Here is a 19,552-nt window from a genome sequence, read left to right as displayed (position 1 = left end):
TGGCTCACCCGCTCACCGGGTGAGCCACTTGACCTCGTACCCCTTCAGGTCGAACCGCTTGCCGTCCACCTGCGCGCTGATCGTCCGGCCGAGGGTGTTGACGACGAGTACGGTCCCGTCGTCGGCGAGGACACGCACGTTGGGCGCGTCGTCCTCGGCGACGGAGACCGTCTCGTAGCGGGTCCCCGGCGGGAACGCCTTCCCGAACCGCGACACCAGGTCGTACATGGGGAGTTGCCGTCCTCCGTCGGCGCTGTCGGTGGTGGTCCACAGACAGCCGGCGCAGTCGCCGCCCTTCTCGTCCTCCGGGTTCCAGTAGAAGCCGGAGCCGGCGCCGCCCTTCACCATGGCGATCATGCCGGTGGCCTGGACGGCGACCCGGTGCGGTTCGGTCCAGCCGTCGCGTTCGTCGCTGCCGTCGGCGGGCTCGACGTAGTACTCGGCCCACCACAGCGGCAGGTCGTGCGTCTGCTTCCGCACCCACTCGCTCACGTACGTCAGCTTGTCCGTGGCCGCGAACTCGTCCGGCAGCAGGTCGTCGTCGTTGGTGTAGCTGGACCCGTCGACGACCACGAAGTCGGCGCCCGCCTTGTGGGTGTTCCAGTAGTCGAAGGCGTCGACGACCCGCTGGTCCATGACGCCCCAGGGGCCCTTGAGGGTGGGTGAGGCGTTCTCGGTCTGGCGCGGGTCGAAGCTGTCCATGACGAGGTACGGCCCGCCGACCATGATGTCCTTGTTCACGGCCTTCAACGCCTTGTAGACGAGGTTGTACAGCTCGGTGTAGCCCTCGTAGTCCCAGCGGGCCTTGTCGTTGTTCCAGAAGCCCTTGAACTCGTTCCAGACGATGAAGTGCCGTACGTCGGGATAGCGCCTGGCGACGGTGGCGGCGAGGTTCGCGTAGTCCTGGTAGTGGCCGGGGGTGGGGGCGGTCTCCAGGGCGGCCTGGCTCCAGTCGGTGTTGTTCACACCGGCCCTGCCGCCCTTCATCCAGTCCGGCGAGCAGCACAGGGTGATCACCGGGGTGCCGCCCGACCCGCGCATGAAGTCGACCCGGCGGTCCAGGGCGCCGAAGTCGTAACGGCCCTTCACCGGCTCCGGGTTGTCGGCGCCCCAGCCCATGATCGCCTGGTCCTGGGGCAGCCCGCCGTCCTGGGCCAGCAGGTTCTCGACCCGGTCGGTGGCGGTGGCGCTGCCCTCGTCCGCGCTGTACTGCGTGTGGGTGAAGCCCCAGCCCACATACGGCTGCGCCGCGTCGTGCGGGGTGGCCGGGGTGCCGTGCACCTTGTCGCCGTCGCGGGTCGTGCCCGCGGTGCTGCCGCCGCCCCCGGGCAGGGTGTTGATCAGTGTCACGATCAGCGCGAGCGCGGCCACGCCCACACCGAGCAGGGCGGTGAGCCGCCACCGCCGAGCCCCCGAATTCCACTCATGACGTCCCATCAAGGACAACAGTAGTGGCGGAAATCGCCCCCGGGGGAGGTATCGGCGATCGACAGCCGTGCGACAGGACCAGGGGGCACTCCGGATACTCCGGAAGCTCGGCGCACATCCGACACTCTCCGCCCACTTCGGAAAACGGGTGCGCGGCGGCCCCCGGTGTCGGATCATGGCGGCATGTCTGCCAAGCCGCACGAGACGCTGCCGATCCGGCTCAACGTCGACGACTCCGACTCTCCGTCCGACGTCGTCGACGCGCTGTTCCTCGGCCGCTTCGCGACGGGCGAGCAGCCGTACTCGCACGCGGCCAACATCGACCGGGTGCGCACCGGGGCGACCCTGCTGCCGAAGGAGGCGCGGGTGCTGCGGGTGGCCCGTGACGACGACCGCAGCGCCACGCTCGCGGAGGGCGACGGCTGGACGCTGCTGGTCTCCCGCTGGAACCGGGGCGCGGACGTCACGGTCACCGCGACCACCGCCGAGCTGGCCGCGAAGGTGCTGAACGAGGCTACGGACGGCGCGGCGGACGAGCCGGAGCCCCAGCCGGACAACGTGACCATGGGGTTCTGGTACGTCTCCCCCAGGCGCGGCCCGCACCGCACCACCCGGCAGATCTCCGCCGGCACCTGGGACGAGGTACGCGCCAACTACACGACACCGGTGGCGGACGCCATGGACCGCCTGATGGAGACGACACCCGAGGACATCGCCGGCCGTCTCCTGCTGCTGCACGGCCCGCCGGGCACCGGCAAGACCTCCGCCCTGCGTACGCTCGCCCGCTCCTGGCGGGACTGGTGCCAGGTGGACTGCGTCCTCGACCCCGAACGGCTCTTCTCCGACGTCGGCTATCTGATGGACATCGCGATCGGCGAGGAGGACGGCGCCGGCAAGGGCCGCTGGCGGCTGCTCCTGCTGGAGGACTGCGACGAGCTGATCCGCGGCGAGGCCAAGCACACCGCGGGCCAGGCGCTGTCGAGACTGCTGAACCTCACCGACGGGCTGCTCGGCCAGGGCCGCAACGTCCTGGTGGGGGTCACCACCAACGAGGACCTGGAACGCCTGCACCCCGCCGTGGTCCGCCCCGGCCGCTGCCTCGCCCGTATCGAGGTGGGCGCGCTGACCCGCCCCGAGGCGGTGAACTGGCTCGGCACGGAAGAGGGCGTGGGCCGCGAGGGAGCGACCCTGGCGGAGCTGTACGCACTGCGCCGGGGCACGGCACCGACCTCGGTACCGGGCGCACGGGAGGACGCGGACGCGGGGCTGTACCTGTAGTGCTTTGATGGGGGTATGCCCCTGTTCATCGGGACCTCGGGCTGGCAGTACAAGGACTGGCGGGACGTCCTGTACCCGGCCGACGTGCCCGTGCGGCGGTGGCTGGAGGAGTACGCGGCACACTTCCCGACCGTCGAGCTGAACAACGCGTTCTACCGCCTGCCGAGCCGCGAGAACTTCGCGTCCTGGCGGGACCGGGTCCCCGCGGACTTCGTGATCGCGGTCAAGGCGAGCCGCTACCTCACGCACATCAAGCGCCTGAAGGAGCCCGCGGAGCCGGTCGACCGCCTGATGACCCACGCGGCGGGTCTGGGCGACCGGCTGGGCCCGGTCCTGCTCCAGCTCCCGCCGACCCTCAAGGCCGATCCGGCCCTGCTGGACGCCTGCCTGGCGTGCTTCCCGCGCGGCACGAGGGTGGCGGTGGAACCCCGCCACGACTCCTGGTGGACACGGGAGACCCGCGAGGTCCTGGAATCCCGCGGCGCGGCCCTGTGCTGGTCCGACATCCGGGCCCACCCCATGACCCCGCTCTGGCGCACCACCGGCTGGGCCTACGTCCGCTTCCACGAGGGCCGGGCCGCCCCCTGGCCCCGTTACGGCCGCCGCGCCCTGGAGACCTGGGCCGACCGCATCGCCACGGCGTACCCCGAGAAGGCCGACGTCTACACGTACTTCAACAACGACCCGGGCGGAGCGGCGGTGCGGGACGCGGTGGCGTTCGCGAGGGTCGCGGAGAGAGCGGGGCTGCCGGTGACCCGAACACCGCAGCTGACCCCCAGCGGTTGATCACCTTCCCCTGCCGCTTCACTTCCCACCACCCCATCCGTCTCCCTCGCGCTCCCCTCTCCCTCGCCGCTTGAAATCTTTTCCCGCCGCCACGGCGATCAGCCGCCACGGCGCCTCTCGGCGGTGCCGAGCCCTGCTCAGCCGAAGCCCGAAACCCCTACCCCCTGGCCCCTGGGCCCTGGGCCCCTGCCCCCTACCCCCCATAAGCCGCCCGCAGGGCATCCCGCACGGCGGCCAGCGCCTCCTTCTCCCCCAGCCCCAGCCGGCGCACCCGCTCCACGTACGCCTGTGCGGCCGCCGACGCCTCACGCTCGGCGGCCGACCCCGCGGCGGCGACGAACGTGCCGTTACGGCCCCGCGTCTCGATCACCCCGTCCGTCTCCAGCGCCCGGTACGCCTTGGCCACCGTGTTCACCGCCAGCCCCAGCGACTCGGCCAGCCCCCGCACCGTCGGCAGCCGGTACCCCACCGGCAGCACCCCGCCCCGCGCCTGCTCGGAAATCTGCGCCCTTACCTGCTCGTACGGCGGCGCGCTGTCATCGATGTGGATCTTCAGAGTCACGGCCCGATTCTCCCGTATCCGCCGGAAAATGAGAGGCATCCCGCATTCGCCCCCGCATAGCGTGCGCCCTATGACAGTGATCGTGCGCGATCTGCGCCCCGATGTCCGGTCGGACGCCGAAGGCTTCGCCCGGGTCCGGCAGCTCACCCTTCCCTACCTGCTGTCCACTCCGGAGTCCCTGGTCCACGACCTGACGCACACCCATCCCGACGCCCGCTTCCGCCAGCTGGTCGCGGAGGAGGACGGCGAGATCATCGGCACGGCGCAGGTCGGCCTCGCCCACGAGAGCACCGACCCGGGCCAGGGTTTCGCCAACGTGTACGTACACCCGGGACGCACCGGCCGGGGCGCCGGCACCCTCCTCGTCCGTACGGCGGAGGCACATCTGTCGGACGCCGGCGCGACCACCTCGTACGCCTGGGTCCTGGACGCCCCGTCCCACCGCGCCTTCGCCGAGCGCCGCGGTTACACGGCCAGCCGCTCCGCCCACTTCCTCCGCCTCGATCTCGCGCACGGCACACTCCCGCCGCTCCGGACTCCCCCGCCCGGCGTCGAACTCCGCTCCGCCGCCGACTTCGCCGACGACCCGCGTCCGCTCTTCGCCCTCGACGCGGAGGCGACGCTGGACGAACCGAGCGACATCGACACCGAGTTCGCCGACTACGAGGCCTGGCTGGACGGCACCTGGCGGCATCCCCTGTTCAGCCAGGAGCTGACCTCGGTCGTCCTGGTCGACGGCCGCCCCGCGGCGTTCAGCGCGGCACGCACCGACGGCGGCACCCGGTACGGCACCGTGATGACCGGCACGGCCCGAGCCTTCCGTGGCCGGGGCCTGGCCAAGCTCGCCAAGAACGACTCCTTGCACCGCGCCCGCGCCGCCGGCTGCACGGAGGCGTTCACGGGCAACGACAGCGGCAACGGCCCGATGCTGGCGATCAACAAGTGGTTCGGGTACGACATCTGCGCGACGGAGGTCAGGTATGTCCGCGAACTCGGCTGAGCCGCCGGCCACGGTGGACGTCGTCCTGGTCAAGGCGGGCCGGACAAAGATCCGTTACCCCGCCGAGCTGCTGCACGACGACGGCACCCGGATCACCGTACGCGCGCCGTGGGCCGGTGACGTGTCCCGCGACTTCGGCTTCGTCCGTTTCGAACAGGGCGATGTCTTCACCGAGTTCTACTGGCGCGACCGCTGGTACGCGGTCAAGGAGGTCCGCGCCGCCGACGGCACGCTGAAGGGCTGGTACTGCGACGTCACCCGCCCGGCGACGCTCACCGGCGGTGAACTGGTCGTCGAGGACCTCGACCTGGACCTGTGGCGGTCCGCCGACGGCACGGACGTACGGCGGCTGGACGAGGACGAGTTCGCCGAGAGCGGGCTGGCGGACCGGGACCCGGCCGCCGCCACGGCCGCCGTGACGGCACTCGACACGCTGGAAGCCCTGGCCCGCGAGGGCGGTTTCGACGCCCTGCTGTCCTGACACCCCCTTGGGGCTGACGCCCCCCTCTGGCCGTCACACCGTAGCCACCACCGCGTACCGCTCGTCGCTCACCGCCTTGCCCCACAGCGCCGCCTGCGCCGACAGCCGCTCCACGCGCACGTCCGCGGCGAGCGGCGCCAGGAGGGCGGTGAGCCGTTCGGCGGGTATGCCGACCGGGGCCACGGTCCCCCACACCCCCTCCACCAGCACGAACCGCCCTCCCGGACGCAGCAGGCCGCGCCAGTGGCGCAGCACGCGCGCCGGGTCGGGCAGGGCCCACAGCACATGCCGTACGAGCACGGTGTCGAAGAGCCGCTCGCCCACCGGTGGTGCCGTCGCGTCACCGAGCAGGAACACCGCGTCACGGCCGGCCAGCTTGGCGCGGGCCCGCTCCACCATCGCCGGCGAGCTGTCGACCCCGGTCACGTGATGGCCCTGCTCGGCGGCGAGGAGGGCCAGGCTGCCGGTGCCGCAGCCGAGGTCCAGGAGGTCGGCGGGGCGTCCGGGCAGCCAGGTCCGGAGCCGCTCCGCCCAGGCCGCGCGCACCTCGGGCGGCCCCAGCCCATGATCCGGCTCGGCGTCGAAGGTGGCGGCCCGCGCATCCCAGTCGACACTCACCGCAACTGTCCGATCACTCTCGTTCGTCATGCCCCCCAGCGTGACACCCACCACTGACACTCGGTCCGTGTGACAGCGACCACTGACAGACCGGCACCGATGAGGAACTCTCGCCGAAAGGGTCTACCTCCGTGACACCACGGAACCCGGTAGGCACTGAAGGAGGCAGCCATGCGCCGCGCAACCGTGCAGAAGCCCCTGAAGAAGACGGACAGCCGCCGGATCCGCGAGGAGGCCGACGAGCGCCCCGCCGGACGCCCGGAGGTGCGGAAGGACATCGCACGCACCTGGTGGCCGGACGGCTGACCGCGCCCGTCCCCGCCCCTTCAGCCCAGCCGCTTGCGGTAGTGGACGCGGTCGTACGGCCCGTCCACGCGCCGCCCGACGACTTCGTAGCCGTACCTCGGGTAGAGCTCCTGGTTCTCCCACATCAACGCGTTGGTGTAGAGCCTGACCTCGGACAGGCCGAGTGCACGCGCGCGTGCGTCCACGAACTCCAGCAGCCGCCGCCCCACCCCCCGGCCACGCGCGTCGGGGTGGACGGCGATGCTGTCGAGGAAGAGGTGGTCGTCGTGGGCCTCGATGACGACGAGCCCGGTCACCGGCTCCCCGACGACGAACACCCTGCCCGCGGCCACATCCGCCATGTGATCCGCCTCCATGGGCTGCGGCACCACCCCTATGCTTGCGATGTAGTGGTGGTACGCCATGTCTGTGACGGCTTTCACGGCCGGTACGTCGGCTTCCCGGGCGGGCCGGATCTCGTCGTTCACCATGGCGGGAACGCTAGCTTCCTCAGCGCAGCCTGAGCACTCCCTTAAGGCGACCATAAGGATCTCCTTCGCCCCCTCCCAGCAGGCGATTTCACGGTTTCTTGGGGCTAGCTTTCTGATCGCCCCCACGGGATCCAGCCCGACCGGATCCGGCCCGCGGGATCCGGCCCGGCGGGACCGAGCCCGCCCCGAGGACCGTTCCGAGGAGTTCCCGCATGTTCGCAGCACGCCGCAGGGCCGCCGTCGCCGGCGCGCTCTCCCTGTCCGTACGGCGGCGGGCGCACCGGCGCTGATCCCTCACGACTCCGGGGCCTGACCGGCGGCTCAGGCCGGACAGGCCCCGGCGGCGTTCAGTTGGGCGGGCCGCTCAGCTGAACGCCGACGCGCAGCTGGTGGCGGTGGCGTGTGCCGGGTCGAGCGCGTTGGCCACCTCGTGGAAGGCGATCCGGTCGAAGAGCCCGATCGCCACGTGCTCGGAGAGGTCGAGCGAGCACAGGTTCTGGAGCAGCACGTTGTGGACGTCGGAGCCGCTCAGGTACTGGCTCTGCCAGGGGGTGGCCACCTCGTCGTACTTGGTGGCGATGACCGTGTAGTGCACGCCGGGGACGGTGTCGCCGCCCGCGTTGAGCTTGGCGAGGAAGGCGGAGTCGGGGATCTGGTCGGCGAGTCCGGGGGTACTGGCCGTGATCAGGTCCGCGGCGCCGGGGAAGTACGGCAGCAGGTTGGTGAGGCCGCTGATGGTGGCGCCGTGGTTGTCGGGGGCGAGGCCGACGAGGGCGTTCACCTTGGCGGCGCCGCCGAGGAACCTGAGGTAGTAGCGCGGCATCATGCCGCCCTGGGAGTGGCCGACGAGGTCGGCCTTGGCGGCACCGGTCGCGCTCAGCACCTTGTCGACGTAGGCGGAGAGTTGCTCTGCCGACTTGTCGATGGGGCCGAGGCCGTAGAAGAGCGGGACGCCGGGCAGCTGGCCGTAGTCGAGGGAGAAGACGCAGTAGCCGCGGTCCTCCAGGTACGGGGCGAGGGAGAGCCAGTTGTCGACGGAGTTGCCCAGTGTGCCGTGGACCAGGATCACGGGGCGGGGGTGGGCGGCGGAGGGGCGGCAGGAGTAGTCGTTCCAGCCGCTGCTGGGGGCGCTCGACGCGTGGGCGGTGGCGGCGGGGACGGTGGCGACGGCGGCGGCGAAGAGCAGTGCGGTCAGGGGTCTGAGCACTCGTTTCCAGGGCAGCATCGTGTGATCTCCTTGCGGCTCAAGGGAGTTGCGACGGCCTTACGCCCTGTGATCCGGATCACGAGGATGCTGTTCACCCATCAAGTTACGGACGAGTAGTGCAAGCGTGAAGTTACGCGTCGGTAAAACTTCCGGGTAACCGGTCGCGCGCCACTCACCTGATGGGATGTCACCAGCCGGGCCTGTGGGGACCATAGGGCGCGATACATGCCAAACCCTCGCGCAACACGCGCACTTAGCCCTCCCCCAGCGCGTCACCCCGGCCCCGCACGACCTCGACGGCCGCCTCCTCCGCCGCCCCTTGCGTACGACTTCGTCGACAAGCTGACTCGCCGCCCGCTCGACCACCCCGAGATGCGCGGCGGGCTCGGCGACGGCCACCCCGAGATGCGCAGCGCGCCCGGCGCGACGGTCACCCCGAGATACGCGGCGCGCCCGGCGACGGTCACCCCGAGATGCGCGAGCCCGGCGCCGGTCACCCCGCCCGGGGCGAGCCGCGCGGAGGCGGAGTCGCGGGCGGGCGCGAGCCCCTCGAAGCCGCGGGCGACGACCCCCTCGCGATGCGCCGGCGTCGCCTTCGGGAGCCGGCCGACACCACCGCCGTAACGGAAAGTCTCGCTATAGCTACAAGTGGCCACCATCCGGCCACCTGGAGCCCCAACCGCCCCGGCGGGAGGGAGGGGTGACGGAGCGGCAGCTCTCCCTCCCGCCGCCCACTCGACCAAAGAATCGTTTACGCGTTCGATTCCAGTCGCCTACCTGGGCTGATGAGGTTAGAGTAATCGAACGAGCGTACGATGAACATATCGGGCGTACTACCGAAAAGGGGCGGAGTGATGGAGGTGCGGCATGACGGGCTTCGCCCATCTGCGCGTCGCGTCCGGTTACTCCGCCCGCTACGGCGCCTCCCATCCCGAGCAGCTCGTCCGACGGGCGGCGGAGCGGGGCATGCCGGCGCTCGCGCTCACCGACCGGGACACGGTCACCGGGGCCGTGCGGTTCGCGCAGGCCTGCGCGAAGGACGGGGTCCGGCCGGTCTTCGGCATCGACCTGGCGGTGGCGGCCCTGGCACCTCCGCCGCCCACCCAGCGCCGCCGCACCCCGGCGCGTGGTGGCGCGCACGTCATGGAGCCGCCGCTGCGGTTCGCGCTGCTCGCACAGAACCGGGAGGGATGGGCGCGGCTGTGCCGGATCACGTCGGCCGCCCACGTCGGTGCCGTGTCCGGTACGCCGCCGGTGGTGCCGTGGCAGGCGCTGCGCGAGTACGGCGGCCCGGGCCTGACCGTGCTGCTCGGGCCGCTCTCGGAGCCGGCGCGGGCGCTGTCGGTGGGCCGGGAGGACGTGGCGATGAAGTTGCTGGCGCCCTGGACGGAGATCTTCGGGAGGGATGTTCGATTGGAAGCCGTCGCGCAGAAACGTTCCGGCACCGGCCCGGGATCCCTGCGCCTGGCCGCCCGCACCCTCGCGCTGGCCGACCGCACCGGCGCCACCGCGGTGCTCTCCAACGCCGTCCGCTACGCCGACCCCGACCAGCACCGCCTCGCCGACGTCCTGGACGCCGCCCGGCTGCTGCGGCCGATCGACCGGCGCCGGCTGGACAGCGGACAGCGCTGGCTCAAGGACGAGCGAGGAATGGAGACCGTCGCGCGAATGATCGTCGAATGCGCCGGAGGAGACATCCGCCGGGCCCGCCGGCTCCTGGCGGACACCGCGGACACCGCGACCGCGTGCACCGTGGATCCGGTGTCCGACCTCGGGCTCGGCGCTCGGCACTTCCCGGAACCGTCGCTCTTCGGCGCCGAGCCCCGAGCGGGCGGAGCCGCACAGCTGCTGCGCGGGCAGTGCCAGGCCGGCCTGGCCGGACGCGGCCTCGACCGCGACCGTACGGCGCTCGACCGGCTGGACGAAGAGCTCAAGGTGATCTCCGAGCTGGGCTACGACTCGTACTTCCTCGCCGTGGCCCAGGTCGTCGCCGACATCCGGGCCAAGGGCATCCGGGTCGCCGCCCGCGGCTCCGGCGCCGGCTCGCTGGTCTGCCACGCCCTGGACATCGCCACCGCCAACCCACTCGACCACCGCCTCCTGTTCGAACGCTTCCTGAGCACGCGCCGGGCGTCCCTGCCCGACATCGACATCGACGTGGAGTCCGCCCGCCGGCTGGAGTGCTACGACACGATCTTCGAACGGTTCGGCAAGGAGCGGGTCGCGGTCACCGCCATGCCCGAGACCTACCGGGCGCGCAGGGCGCTCAGGGACACCGGCCTCGCGCTCGGCATCGCGCCGGCCGAGATCGACCGGATCGCCAAGAGCTTCCCGCACCTGCGCGCCTCCGACATCACCAGCGCCCTCGCCGAACTGCCCGAGCTACGACAGCTGGCGGGCGAGGCACACCGGTACGGCCCCCTGTGGGAGCTGGCCGAAGGCCTCGACTCCCTGGTCCACGGCATGGCCATGCATCCCTGCGGCGTGGTCATCAGCGACGCGACCCTCCTGGACCGGCTGCCGGTGCAGCCCACCCCGCAGGGCGACTACCCCATGGCCATGGCCGCGAAGGAGGAGATCGAGGCGCTCGGCAACATCAAACTCGACGTCCTGGGCGTGCGCATGCAGTCCGCGATGGCCCACGCCGTCACCGAGATCGAACGCACCACCGGCAACCACATCGACCTCGACAACCCCCGGCAGGTGCCGCTCGACGACGTCTTCGCGTTCAAGCTCATCCAGGCCAGCCAGACCCTGGGCCTGTTCCAGCTGGAGTCCCCCGGCCAGCAGGACCTGCTCTCCCGGCTCCAGCCCCGCGACGTCCAGGACGTCATCGCCGACATCAGCCTCTTCCGTCCGGGGCCGGTCGCCGGCGGCATGCCCGAGCGGTACATCGCCGCCCGCCACGGCGGCACACCCGACTACGCCCACCCGGACCTCGAACCGGTGCTCTCCGACACCTACGGCGTCACCATCTGGCACGAGCAGATCATCGAGACGCTCTCGGTGCTGACCGGCTGCGACCGGGCCTTCGCGGAGATCACCCGGCGGGCGCTCGGTGACAAGGAGCAGCTGCCCAGGATCAGGGACTGGTTCCACGAACGGGCCCGCGCGCGTGGCTACGGCGCGTCCGTCCGGGACGAGGTCTGGAGGACCGTCGAGGCCTTCGGGGCGTACGGTTTCTGCCGCGCGCACGCGGTCGCCTTCGCCGTACCCGCTCTGCAGAGCGCCTGGCTCAAGGCGCACTATCCGGCGTTCCTGCTGGCCGGCCTTCTCGAACACGACCCCGGGATGTGGCCCAAGCGGGTCCTCGTCTCCGACGCCCGCCGCCGCGGTGTCCCCGTCCTGCCCGTCGACGTCAACCGCTCTCGGGTGCGGCACACCGTGGAGAAGGCCGACGGGGACCAGTGGGGTGTACGTCTTGCCCTCTCCGCGGTGCACGGCATCGGCGAGGAGGAGTGTGCGCGGATCGAGGAGGGGCAGCCGTACGGATCGCTGTCGGACTTCTGGCAGCGGGCACACCCCAGCAGACCGGTCGCCGAACGCCTCGCCGAGATCGGTGCCCTGAACGGTCTCCACGACGGCCGCCTCACGCGCCGCGATCTGCTGCTCCAGATCGCCGAGTTGCACCGGCAGTCCCGCAACCGTTCCGCGCACGAGGGACAACTGCCCATCACCGCGGACCCCGTCGGCGGGGCGGAGCCGAGCGGCCTGCCGGAGATGACCGGCCGCGAGGCCCTGAGCGCCGAGCTGAACACCCTCGGCATCGACATCTCCCGGCACCTGATGGAGCACCACCACCGGCTGCTGCGCGAGATCGGCGCGATCGACGCGGCCCATCTGGCCGGCATGCGCGCCGGTCAGCAGGTCCTCGTGGCCGGGGTGCGGGCCTCGACCCAGACCCCGCCGATCGCGAGCGGCAAGCGGATCATCTTCGTCACGCTGGAGGACGGCTCCGGCCTGGTCGACCTGGCCTTCTTCGAGGACTCCCACCCGGCCTGCGCACACACCGTCTTCCACAGCGGACTGCTCCTCGTCCGGGGCACGGTCCAGGTGCGCGGTAGCCGTCGTACCGTCGTCGGCACCATGGCCTGGGACCTGGACGAGATCGCCGCCGCCCGCCGCGACAACGGCCCCGAAGCCGCCCTCGCCCTCCTCGGCGCGAGCCGCCCGCATCCGACCCCGGCCCAGCCGCACCGCACCCTGGCCGACGGCACCGCGGGCGCCCGCCTCCACCCCTACGCCGACCTCCAGCCGGCCGGCACCCGCTCCGCCGACCTGAAGAAGTACGGCCACCGAAGCCCCGGGAGCGCGGGATGAGCGGGGTGACCACACGGCAGCGGCACATCGCCCACCTCCACCTGCACGCGACACTGACCGAGGATCAGTACGCCGATATAATCGAACTGATGTCCGGGATCACGCCGCATGTCCAGGCGGTCCCGCCCAACGCCGTCCAGCTCGACCTGGCGTCGGCGCTCCGGTACTTCGACCTGTCCCCCTACGACATGGTCCAGACGACGATGATGAGGCTGAAGGCCCTCTACGGCATCGACAGCAGCGCCGGGCTCGCGGGCAACCGCATGCTGGCGGCGATGGCGGCCGACGCGTCCGCGCCGGGCGAGACCACCTGGGTGCCCACCGGGCGGGCGGCCGACTGGCTGTACCCGCGGCCGGTCACCGCACTGCCCGGGATCGGCCGCACCACGGCGCAGACGCTCGCCAGATACGGCCTGCACAACATCGGCCAGGTCGCCGACCTGCCCCCAGCGACCCTGCAACGGCTCCTCGGTGCGGGTCCCGCCCGGCTGCTGGCCGAACGCGCCCGCGGCCACGACCCCCGCCCGGTCGTCCCCGCGGAACCGGCGGAACACCTGACCGCCGACCTCGTACTGGAGCGGGACTGCCTCGACCCGGCACAGCACCACCGCACGGTGCTGGGACTTGCCGACCGGATCGGCCAACGCCTGCGCGGCGAGCGCCAGGTCGCCGGCCGGCTCACCCTCACCATGCGATACGCCGACCGCAGCTCCACCACCCGCACGCGCACCCTGCCGGAACCCACCAACCACTCACCCGCCCTCAGCGCAGCGGCCCTGGGACTGTTGACCTCCTTGGGACTGCAGCGAGCAAGAGTCCGCGCCTGCGCGATCCGGGCCGACGGTCTGCTGCCGGCCGACAGCGCCTACCGGCAGCTTTCTCTGGACCCGAGCGATGTCCGCGCCCGCGCAGCCGAAGCCGCCGCGGACCGCGCCCGGCGGCGCTTCGGGCCAGATGCCGTACGCCCAGCTGCTCTGGCGACGGACTGACCTTGTGCACAGATCAGCCGGTGGGGACGACAAGAACGGGGCCGCGCAGCCGTCCGGCGGGGCGAACCGACGGAGGTCCAGGAGAGCGTCCCCGTCATGCCCTCGGAGGCGCATCTCTGGCGGTACGGCGGAGCCTCACGCAGCGTGGTGACGAGAGACGGCTGGTCGACGGCGTCCGGTCCACAGGAGAGGTGGGACACATGGGCAGCGAAGTCGCCGCACCGAAGGTAGTGGTCGGTGTCGACGGATCCTCGTCCTCGTACGGGGCCCTGCGGTGGGCGGTGCGCTACGCCGGTCTCGTCGGCGGCACCGTGGACGCGGTCGCCGTGTGGGAGCTGCCGGGTCTGTCAGGCTGGTCGGGGCCCGCGGTGGACATGGACATCGACGAGGAGGAGGCCCGGGACCGGATGCGGCGGGAGCTGACCGACGTGCTCGGCGCGGACGGAGCCGGGGCCTTGACGACACACCTGGTGCACGGCAACCCGACCGACGTGCTGTTGCGGGCCGCGGAGGGAGCTGAGGTCCTGGTCGTCGGCAGCCGGGGCAGAGGCGGGTTCGCGCGTGCGCTGCTCGGGTCGGTCAGCATGCACGTCTCGCAGCACGCGAGCTGTCCGGTGGTGATCGTGCGTTCCGAGGGGCCTTGAGCGCAGACCGGCGAGTGCTGAACCGTGCATGCGGTTCTCGGCGGCACGGCCGGCACTGGCGATCAGCGGGTGAGAGGGCTTTCCGGCCCGGCTCACCTCGTCGGACGGTCCCCCGACTCCGGTTGCTCCAGGTGCGAGGCGAGTACCGCGGCCTGGACCCGGCGCTGGACGCCCAGCTTGGCGAGCAGGCGGGAGATGTGGTTCTTGACGGTCTTCTCGGAGAGGTAGAGCTTCTTGCCGATCTCGCGGTTGGTGAGGCCGTCGCCGATGAGGGCGAGGATGTCCCGTTCGCGGGGGGACAGGCTCGCCAGCTCGGGCGGCATGGAGGGGGTCTCCGCGGGGTCGGCGCGCAGGGAGCGCATGAGGCGGGCCGTGGTCGCGGGGTCCAGCATCGACTGACCGGAGGCGACCGTGCGTACCGCCGAGACCAGGTCCGAGCCCTTGATCTGCTTCAGGACGTAGCCGGACGCTCCCGCCATGATCGCGTCCAGCAGGGCGTCCTCGTCGTCGAACGACGTCAGCATGAGGCAGGCCAGCTCCGGCATCTGGTCGCGCAGCTCCCGGCAGACCGTGATCCCGTCACCGTCGGGCAGCCGGACGTCGAGGACGGCGACGTGCGGGCGCAGGGCGGGACCGCGAGCGAGGGCGTGCTGGACGGTGCCGGCGTCACCGACGACCGAGATGTCGGGCTCCGCGTCGAGCAGATCAGTCAGGCCACGCCGGACGACCTCGTGGTCGTCGAGCAGGAACACGCGGATCGGGTCCTGTTCCGTGAAGGTGCGCGGCTCGGCCATATGACGTCCCCTTGTCCCCGGATGAAGGGCGGACTGCGATCTGCCCACGCAGGATCATTATCCGCCGGGGCAGGTTGTACTAGGGCCGACCGGCCCCACTTGCCTCCTCCGGACGGTCGGCGGCCAGCTCGAATTCCACGTCCACCACCCCTTCGACGGCCCGGACCAGTCGCGCCGCCACGGGGACCATGGCCGTGTCCCGGATCCGGCCGACGAGCTTCACCACACCCTCCCGGACGTCGACGTGCAGGGCGGAGGAGGGCGGTGGGAAGAGGTAGGAGACGACCTCGCGCCGTACCTCCTCGGCGATCTCCTCGTCATCGCGCAGGAAGACCTTGAGGAGGTCGGCGCGGCTGACCACGCCCTGGAGCGCACCGAGGTCGTCCACCACGGGGAGCCGCTTGACCTTGGCCCGTGCCATGGTGCGGGCGGCCTGCGCGAGGGTGTCGCCCGGGCGGGTGGTGAGGGCCGGTGAGGTCATCAGCTGCTCCGCCGTCACCGCGCCGGCCTTCGTCTGGTCGGCGAGCCTGCTTGGTTGCGTGATGGGCGTCCCCCCGGTCGAGCGGAGCCGAGACCGGGGGAGGTCGGGCTCGCCGTCCCGGAACTCCTCCTTGTACAGAAGATCCGCCTCGGAGACCACGCCGATGACGTGGCCCTCGCCCTCGACGACCGGCAGGGCGCTGACCTGCCAGTCCCGCATCAGCTGCACCAGTTCCTTGAAAGAAGCCTGCCGCCCGACGCTGATGACGGTCTGCGTCAAGACGTCGCTCACGGTGTGCGGTGTGCCGTGCATGGCCACTCCCTCGTGTCAGACGCTCGAGCCTGCGCCGTACGGGGCGTACAGGTCCAGCAGCCGGGTCCGTGCCGCGCGCAGGCGGTGGGCGAGTACCTGACCCACCCACTGACCGACGGCGTTGCCCAGCACGGGGTCGTCCTGGCACGTGGTCCGGACGGCCGCGGCGTCGAACTCGTAGGCCCGTACCGGTGTGGTGGCCTCGCACCCCATGTGCCACACATGGGGTGCGAACAGCCAGGACCAGCCGATCAGTTCGTTGGGCCCGAGGTTCTCGATGACGGCCGCCCGACGGCCGGGCACGTGCAAATCGAGTTCGACCCGGCCGGAGCGGATGATCCAGAACCGGTCGGCACGGCCGCCTTCCTCGAAGAGCCGGGTCCCCTGCGGGATGGAGACCTCGCGGGCGAAGCGCATCAGCCGTTCCCGGTGATCGGTGGGAAGCCCGCGCAGCATGGTGGTGGTCGGAGCGGTGTTCATGGCGTACCTCCCGGGTGCCGGGTACCGACAACTGTCTCCAGCGTGCGGTGGCAGCCCCGGACCTGCCATGGGCCGATTGGGCCCGGCCTTCCGGGACCTTCAGTACGTCCCCGAGACCGTACGTCCGCTCCCCGCTGGGCCCCAGGGCGGAGGCGGTCGCCCGCTTCGTGGAGCGGACCGGGGGGCTGGCCGCCATCGGGGCCCTGGACGCGGCCTACGAGATCGTCCACGGCCGCTCGGGCACGCTGATCCGCCCGGACCTCGACGGCCGGGCAGGGCCGTCCGGCCCCGGTCCTCGGTACCGGACGGCACTCCCGGCAAGCGCGGCGAGCGACAAGCATCCCAAGTGAGAGAACCGGAGAGGACCGACGATGACCGCAACCATGACAGCCGGCAACCGCACGACCGACGCGTGGCGGGGGTTCGCCGGGACGCGCTGGCGCGAGCGGATCGACGTACGTGACTTCATCCAGGCCACCTACACGCCCTACGAGGGCGGCCCGGAGTTCCTGAGCGGACCCACCGACCGGACCCGTGCGGTCTGGGCGAAGGTCAGCTCGCTGTTCCCGGAGGAGCGGCGCCGGGGCATCCTCGACGTCGACACCGCCACCCCCTCGGCCATCACCTCGCACGCGCCCGGCTACATCGACCGCGACCGCGAGCTGATCGTCGGCCTCCAGACGGACGCCCCGCTCAAGCGCGCGATCATGCCGAACGGCGGCCTGCGGATGGTGGAGACCGGGCTGCGCGCGTACGGCTACGAGGCCGACCCGTTCGTGACCCGGGTCTTCGGCACCTACCGCAAGACCCACAACGACGGCGTCTTCGACGCCTACACGCCCGAGATGCGCGCCGCCCGCAAGGCCGGCATCATCACCGGCCTCCCGGACGCCTACGGCCGTGGCCGTATCATCGGCGACTACCGGCGTGTGGCGCTCTACGGCACGGACCGGCTGGTCGAGGCGAAGAAGGCCGAGCGGGCCGTCCTCGACGCCTGCGGGTCCGGCACCGAGGTCATCCGCGACCGGGAGGAACTCGCCGAACAGATAAGGGCGTTGGGCGAGCTGACGCAGATGGCGGCGACGTACGGCTGTGACGTCTCCCGGCCCGCCGCGACCGCCCACGAGGCCGTGCAGTGGCTCTACCTCGGCTATCTGGCCGCAGTGAAGGAGCAGAACGGCGCCGCGATGTCCCTCGGCCGTACCTCCACCTTCCTCGACGTCTACCTCCAGCGAGATCTCGCGGACGGCATCATCGACGAGACGCGCGCCCAGGAACTGATCGACGACTTCGTGATCAAGCTGCGGATCGTACGGTTCCTGCGCACCCCCGAGTACGACGCCCTGTTCTCCGGCGACCCGACCTGGGTGACGGAGTCCATCGGCGGCATGGGCGACGACGGACGCACCCTGGTCACCCGCACCTCCTTCCGGTTCCTGCAGACCCTGTACAACCTCGGCCCGGCCCCCGAACCCAACCTGACCGTGCTCTGGTCGCCCCAACTGCCTGCCGGCTTCAAGGAGTTCTGCGCCCGGGTGTCGATCGACACCAGCGCCGTCCAGTACGAGTCCGACGAACTGATGCGCCCGCACACCGGCGACGACACCGCGATCGCCTGCTGCGTGTCCGCGATGCAGGTCGGCCGGCAGATGCAGTTCTTCGGCGCCCGGGTCAACCTCGCCAAGGCCCTGCTGTACGCGGTCAACGGCGGCCGCGACGAGATGACCGGCGAACAGGTCGCGCCCGCCGCGCCCCCTCTGACCGGGGAGTACCTCGACCACGAGGAGCTGTCGGCGGCCTACGACCACGTCCTGGACTGGCTGGCCCGGACGTACGTCAACGCCCTCAACGTCATCCACTACATGCACGACAAGTACGCCTACGAACGCATCGAGATGGCCCTGCACGACTACCCCGTGCACCGCTTCATGGCGTGCGGCATCGCCGGCCTGTCGGTCGCCGCAGACAGCCTGTCCGCCGTCAAGCACGCCCGGGTGAAGGTGTTCCGGGACGCCACCGGCCTCGCCGTCGACTTCCGCACCGAGGGCGACTTTCCGGCGTACGGCAACAACGACGACCGCGCCGACAGCATCGCCGTAGGCCTGGTGGAGTCCTTCATGGCGAAGGTCCGCCAATACCCCGCCTACCGCAACGCCGAACACACCCAGTCGGTCCTCACCATCACCTCGAACGTCGTCTACGGCAAGCACACCGGCAACACCCCCGACGGCCGCCACGCCGGACAGCCCTTCGCCCCCGGCGCCAACCCGATGAACAGCCGCGACCGCCACGGCGTCGCCGCCTCGGCCCTCTCGGTGGCCAAGCTGCCGTACGAACACGCCCGCGACGGCATGTCCCTGACCACGACCATCACGCCCGAGGGCCTGGGCCACAACCCGGCCGAACGCGCGGGCCACCTGGTGGGCATCCTCGACGCCTACACGGCGGCCGGTGGGTTCCACATGAATGTCAACGTGCTCGACCGGGCCACCCTGGAGGCCGCGATGGAGCACCCGGAGAAGTACCCGGACCTGACCATCCGGGTCTCCGGATACGCGGTCGACTTCGTCCGGCTGACCCGGGAGCAGCAGCTCGACGTGATCAGCCGTACCTTCCACGGATCGCTGTGAGCACCGTGGTGCGGGGCCGGATCCACTCCTGGGACCTGTCCACCGGCGTGGACGGTCCCGGGACCCGGTTCGTCCTCTTCTTCAGCGGCTGCCCGCTGCGCTGCCTGTACTGCGCCAACCCGGACACCTGGCACATGCGCGACGGGCGGTCGATGACGGTGGACGAAGTGATGGCGGAGATCGAGAAGTACCGGGACTTCATCACGACGGCCGGCGGCGGAGTCACCCTCACCGGCGGCGAACCACTCCTCCAGTCGGCCTTCGCGGGTGCCGTGCTGCGCCACTGCAAGGAGGCCGGACTGCACACCGTCCTCGACACTCCGGCTTCCTCGGCGCCCGCGCCACCGACGAACTCCTCGCCGACACCGACCTGGTCCTGCTGGACATCAAGTCCTTCGACGTACCCACCTACCGCGCTCTCACCGGCGGCGAACTGGCCCCCACTCTCAGCTTCGTCACCCGCCTCGACCGCCTCGGCGTCCCGATGTGGATCCGCTACGTCCTGGTCCCCGGCTGGACCGACACTCCAGAGCCCATCGACGGCCTGGCCCGCTTCGTCGGCGAGCTCCCGGCGGTACAACGGGTCGACGTCCTGCCCTTCCACAAGCTGGGCGCGGCGAAGTACCCGGCACCCGGGATGCCCTTCGCGTTGGCCGGCACGCCCGGTCCGTCGGCGGAACTGGTCGAGCGGGTGCGTGGCCAGTTTCGCCGGCAGGGCGTCGAGGCCTACTGAGGGATTGTGTGTCCGAGCCCGGGCCGGCGCTCT

The 19,552-nt window shown here is 71.3% G+C and carries 17 protein-coding genes and 2 pseudogenes; 11 read left to right on the top strand and 8 right to left on the bottom strand.

The features are described 5' to 3' along the window. Positions 1 to 12: 12 nt before the first annotated feature. Entirely contained in the window at positions 13 to 1,437 is a 1,425-nt protein-coding gene (locus ACZ4N4_RS31955) for a GH39 family glycosyl hydrolase (RefSeq protein WP_467595325.1), read from the bottom strand. A 174-nt stretch (positions 1,438 to 1,611) separates the two neighbouring features. Between ACZ4N4_RS31955 and ACZ4N4_RS31950 the strand changes: the two genes are divergently transcribed. Both ACZ4N4_RS31950 and ACZ4N4_RS31945 read left to right on the top strand, forming a co-directional pair. Beyond that, the gene (locus tag ACZ4N4_RS31950; protein WP_467595322.1) at positions 1,612 to 2,706 is read left to right on the top strand and encodes a DUF5925 domain-containing protein; all 1,095 of its coding nucleotides are present in this window, start codon (positions 1,612 to 1,614) and stop codon (positions 2,704 to 2,706) included. Positions 2,707 to 2,721: 15 nt separating this feature from the next. Further along, on the top strand, positions 2,722 to 3,492 hold the full coding sequence (locus tag ACZ4N4_RS31945; RefSeq protein WP_467595319.1) for a DUF72 domain-containing protein: 771 nt from the start codon (positions 2,722 to 2,724) through the stop codon (positions 3,490 to 3,492). Between the two features lie 193 nt (positions 3,493 to 3,685). Here ACZ4N4_RS31945 and ACZ4N4_RS31940 read toward each other — a convergent pair whose 3' ends face one another. Beyond that, positions 3,686 to 4,054, bottom strand: a complete 369-nt coding sequence (locus tag ACZ4N4_RS31940; protein WP_450758630.1) for a GntR family transcriptional regulator — start codon at positions 4,052 to 4,054, stop codon at positions 3,686 to 3,688. A 70-nt stretch (positions 4,055 to 4,124) separates the two neighbouring features. On the opposite strand from ACZ4N4_RS31940, the gene ACZ4N4_RS31935 reads away from it, so the two are divergent. Both ACZ4N4_RS31935 and ACZ4N4_RS31930 read left to right on the top strand, forming a co-directional pair. Beyond that, positions 4,125 to 5,054 carry a GNAT family N-acetyltransferase gene (locus tag ACZ4N4_RS31935; protein WP_467595316.1) on the top strand — a complete coding sequence of 310 codons (930 nt, stop codon included), beginning with the start codon at positions 4,125 to 4,127 and terminating at the stop codon, positions 5,052 to 5,054. Further along, positions 5,035 to 5,535, top strand: a complete 501-nt coding sequence (locus ACZ4N4_RS31930; protein ID WP_453574881.1) for a ribonuclease FAU-1 family protein — start codon at positions 5,035 to 5,037, stop codon at positions 5,533 to 5,535. The genes ACZ4N4_RS31935 and ACZ4N4_RS31930 overlap by 20 nt, the downstream gene beginning before the upstream one ends. A gap of 33 nt (positions 5,536 to 5,568) precedes the next feature. On the opposite strand, the gene ACZ4N4_RS31925 is transcribed toward ACZ4N4_RS31930, so the two are convergent. After that, positions 5,569 to 6,183 (bottom strand): class I SAM-dependent methyltransferase, encoded by a 615-nt coding sequence (locus ACZ4N4_RS31925; protein ID WP_467595313.1) that lies wholly within the window; start codon positions 6,181 to 6,183, stop codon positions 5,569 to 5,571. Positions 6,184 to 6,324: 141 nt separating this feature from the next. Between ACZ4N4_RS31925 and ACZ4N4_RS31920 the strand changes: the two genes are divergently transcribed. After that, positions 6,325 to 6,459 (top strand): hypothetical protein, encoded by a 135-nt coding sequence (locus tag ACZ4N4_RS31920; RefSeq protein WP_352220125.1) that lies wholly within the window; start codon positions 6,325 to 6,327, stop codon positions 6,457 to 6,459. Between the two features lie 20 nt (positions 6,460 to 6,479). On the opposite strand, the gene ACZ4N4_RS31915 is transcribed toward ACZ4N4_RS31920, so the two are convergent. Both ACZ4N4_RS31915 and ACZ4N4_RS31910 read right to left on the bottom strand, forming a co-directional pair. Continuing rightward, positions 6,480 to 6,929: a GNAT family N-acetyltransferase gene (locus ACZ4N4_RS31915; RefSeq protein WP_467595310.1), complete on the bottom strand. Its 450-nt coding sequence runs from the start codon at positions 6,927 to 6,929 to the stop codon at positions 6,480 to 6,482. A gap of 364 nt (positions 6,930 to 7,293) precedes the next feature. After that, on the bottom strand, positions 7,294 to 8,154 hold the full coding sequence (locus ACZ4N4_RS31910) for an esterase/lipase family protein (protein ID WP_467595307.1): 861 nt from the start codon (positions 8,152 to 8,154) through the stop codon (positions 7,294 to 7,296). 849 nt (positions 8,155 to 9,003) lie between these two features. On the opposite strand from ACZ4N4_RS31910, the gene ACZ4N4_RS31905 reads away from it, so the two are divergent. The 3 genes from ACZ4N4_RS31905 to ACZ4N4_RS31895 all read left to right on the top strand — a co-directional run bounded on the left by ACZ4N4_RS31905 (position 9,004) and on the right by ACZ4N4_RS31895 (position 14,089). Further along, positions 9,004 to 12,456, top strand: a complete 3,453-nt coding sequence (locus ACZ4N4_RS31905) for a DNA polymerase III subunit alpha (protein WP_467595304.1) — start codon at positions 9,004 to 9,006, stop codon at positions 12,454 to 12,456. A gap of 5 nt (positions 12,457 to 12,461) precedes the next feature. Then, positions 12,462 to 13,445: a DNA polymerase Y family protein gene (locus tag ACZ4N4_RS31900; RefSeq protein WP_467595816.1), complete on the top strand. Its 984-nt coding sequence runs from the start codon at positions 12,462 to 12,464 to the stop codon at positions 13,443 to 13,445. A 200-nt stretch (positions 13,446 to 13,645) separates the two neighbouring features. Next, positions 13,646 to 14,089: a universal stress protein gene (locus ACZ4N4_RS31895; protein ID WP_467595302.1), complete on the top strand. Its 444-nt coding sequence runs from the start codon at positions 13,646 to 13,648 to the stop codon at positions 14,087 to 14,089. A 92-nt stretch (positions 14,090 to 14,181) separates the two neighbouring features. On the opposite strand, the gene ACZ4N4_RS31890 is transcribed toward ACZ4N4_RS31895, so the two are convergent. The 3 genes from ACZ4N4_RS31890 to ACZ4N4_RS31880 all read right to left on the bottom strand — a co-directional run bounded on the left by ACZ4N4_RS31890 (position 14,182) and on the right by ACZ4N4_RS31880 (position 16,156). Next, on the bottom strand, positions 14,182 to 14,883 hold the full coding sequence (locus ACZ4N4_RS31890; RefSeq protein ID WP_453574869.1) for a response regulator: 702 nt from the start codon (positions 14,881 to 14,883) through the stop codon (positions 14,182 to 14,184). Between the two features lie 79 nt (positions 14,884 to 14,962). Continuing rightward, entirely contained in the window at positions 14,963 to 15,676 is a 714-nt protein-coding gene (locus tag ACZ4N4_RS31885) for a CBS domain-containing protein (protein ID WP_467595298.1), read from the bottom strand. 15 nt (positions 15,677 to 15,691) lie between these two features. Next, positions 15,692 to 16,156, bottom strand: a complete 465-nt coding sequence (locus tag ACZ4N4_RS31880) for a Crp/Fnr family transcriptional regulator (protein ID WP_467595295.1) — start codon at positions 16,154 to 16,156, stop codon at positions 15,692 to 15,694. Between the two features lie 134 nt (positions 16,157 to 16,290). Between ACZ4N4_RS31880 and ACZ4N4_RS31875 the strand changes: the two are divergent. The 3 genes and pseudogenes from ACZ4N4_RS31875 to pflA form a co-directional block, all read left to right on the top strand. Next, positions 16,291 to 16,419 (top strand): annotated as a pseudogene (locus tag ACZ4N4_RS31875) (carbamate kinase); the annotation flags it as partial. A 108-nt stretch (positions 16,420 to 16,527) separates the two neighbouring features. Then, positions 16,528 to 18,786: a formate C-acetyltransferase gene (gene pflB / locus ACZ4N4_RS31870; RefSeq protein ID WP_467595292.1), complete on the top strand. Its 2,259-nt coding sequence runs from the start codon at positions 16,528 to 16,530 to the stop codon at positions 18,784 to 18,786. Between the two features lie 8 nt (positions 18,787 to 18,794). Next, positions 18,795 to 19,519 (top strand): annotated as a pseudogene (gene pflA, locus ACZ4N4_RS31865) (pyruvate formate-lyase-activating protein). Positions 19,520 to 19,552: the final 33 nt, after the last annotated feature.

It is taken from the genome of Streptomyces sp. NPDC026538 (assembly GCF_055567535.1).
Note: the sequence above shows the minus strand (reverse complement) of the source record. Positions and strands in the feature narration are given on the sequence as shown.

Excerpts from the sequence above, each read along its gene's own strand:
- ACZ4N4_RS31905 (WP_467595304.1), top strand. The coding sequence starts at position 9,004 with ATGACGGGCTTCGCCCATCTGCGCGTCGCGTCCGGTTACTCCGCCCGC.
- ACZ4N4_RS31895 (WP_467595302.1), top strand. The coding sequence starts at position 13,646 with ATGGGCAGCGAAGTCGCCGCACCGAAGGTAGTGGTCGGTGTCGACGGA.
- ACZ4N4_RS31950 (WP_467595322.1), top strand. The coding sequence starts at position 1,612 with ATGTCTGCCAAGCCGCACGAGACGCTGCCGATCCGGCTCAACGTCGAC.
- pflB (WP_467595292.1), top strand. The coding sequence starts at position 16,528 with ATGACCGCAACCATGACAGCCGGCAACCGCACGACCGACGCGTGGCGG.
- ACZ4N4_RS31915 (WP_467595310.1), bottom strand. The coding sequence starts at position 6,929 with ATGGTGAACGACGAGATCCGGCCCGCCCGGGAAGCCGACGTACCGGCC.
- ACZ4N4_RS31885 (WP_467595298.1), bottom strand. The coding sequence starts at position 15,676 with ATGCACGGCACACCGCACACCGTGAGCGACGTCTTGACGCAGACCGTC.
- ACZ4N4_RS31935 (WP_467595316.1), top strand. The coding sequence starts at position 4,125 with ATGACAGTGATCGTGCGCGATCTGCGCCCCGATGTCCGGTCGGACGCC.
- ACZ4N4_RS31890 (WP_453574869.1), bottom strand. The coding sequence starts at position 14,883 with ATGGCCGAGCCGCGCACCTTCACGGAACAGGACCCGATCCGCGTGTTC.
- ACZ4N4_RS31920 (WP_352220125.1), top strand. The coding sequence starts at position 6,325 with ATGCGCCGCGCAACCGTGCAGAAGCCCCTGAAGAAGACGGACAGCCGC.
- ACZ4N4_RS31880 (WP_467595295.1), bottom strand. The coding sequence starts at position 16,156 with ATGAACACCGCTCCGACCACCACCATGCTGCGCGGGCTTCCCACCGAT.
- ACZ4N4_RS31925 (WP_467595313.1), bottom strand. The coding sequence starts at position 6,183 with ATGACGAACGAGAGTGATCGGACAGTTGCGGTGAGTGTCGACTGGGAT.
- ACZ4N4_RS31930 (WP_453574881.1), top strand. The coding sequence starts at position 5,035 with ATGTCCGCGAACTCGGCTGAGCCGCCGGCCACGGTGGACGTCGTCCTG.
- ACZ4N4_RS31945 (WP_467595319.1), top strand. The coding sequence starts at position 2,722 with ATGCCCCTGTTCATCGGGACCTCGGGCTGGCAGTACAAGGACTGGCGG.
- ACZ4N4_RS31955 (WP_467595325.1), bottom strand. The coding sequence starts at position 1,437 with ATGGGACGTCATGAGTGGAATTCGGGGGCTCGGCGGTGGCGGCTCACC.
- ACZ4N4_RS31910 (WP_467595307.1), bottom strand. The coding sequence starts at position 8,154 with ATGCTGCCCTGGAAACGAGTGCTCAGACCCCTGACCGCACTGCTCTTC.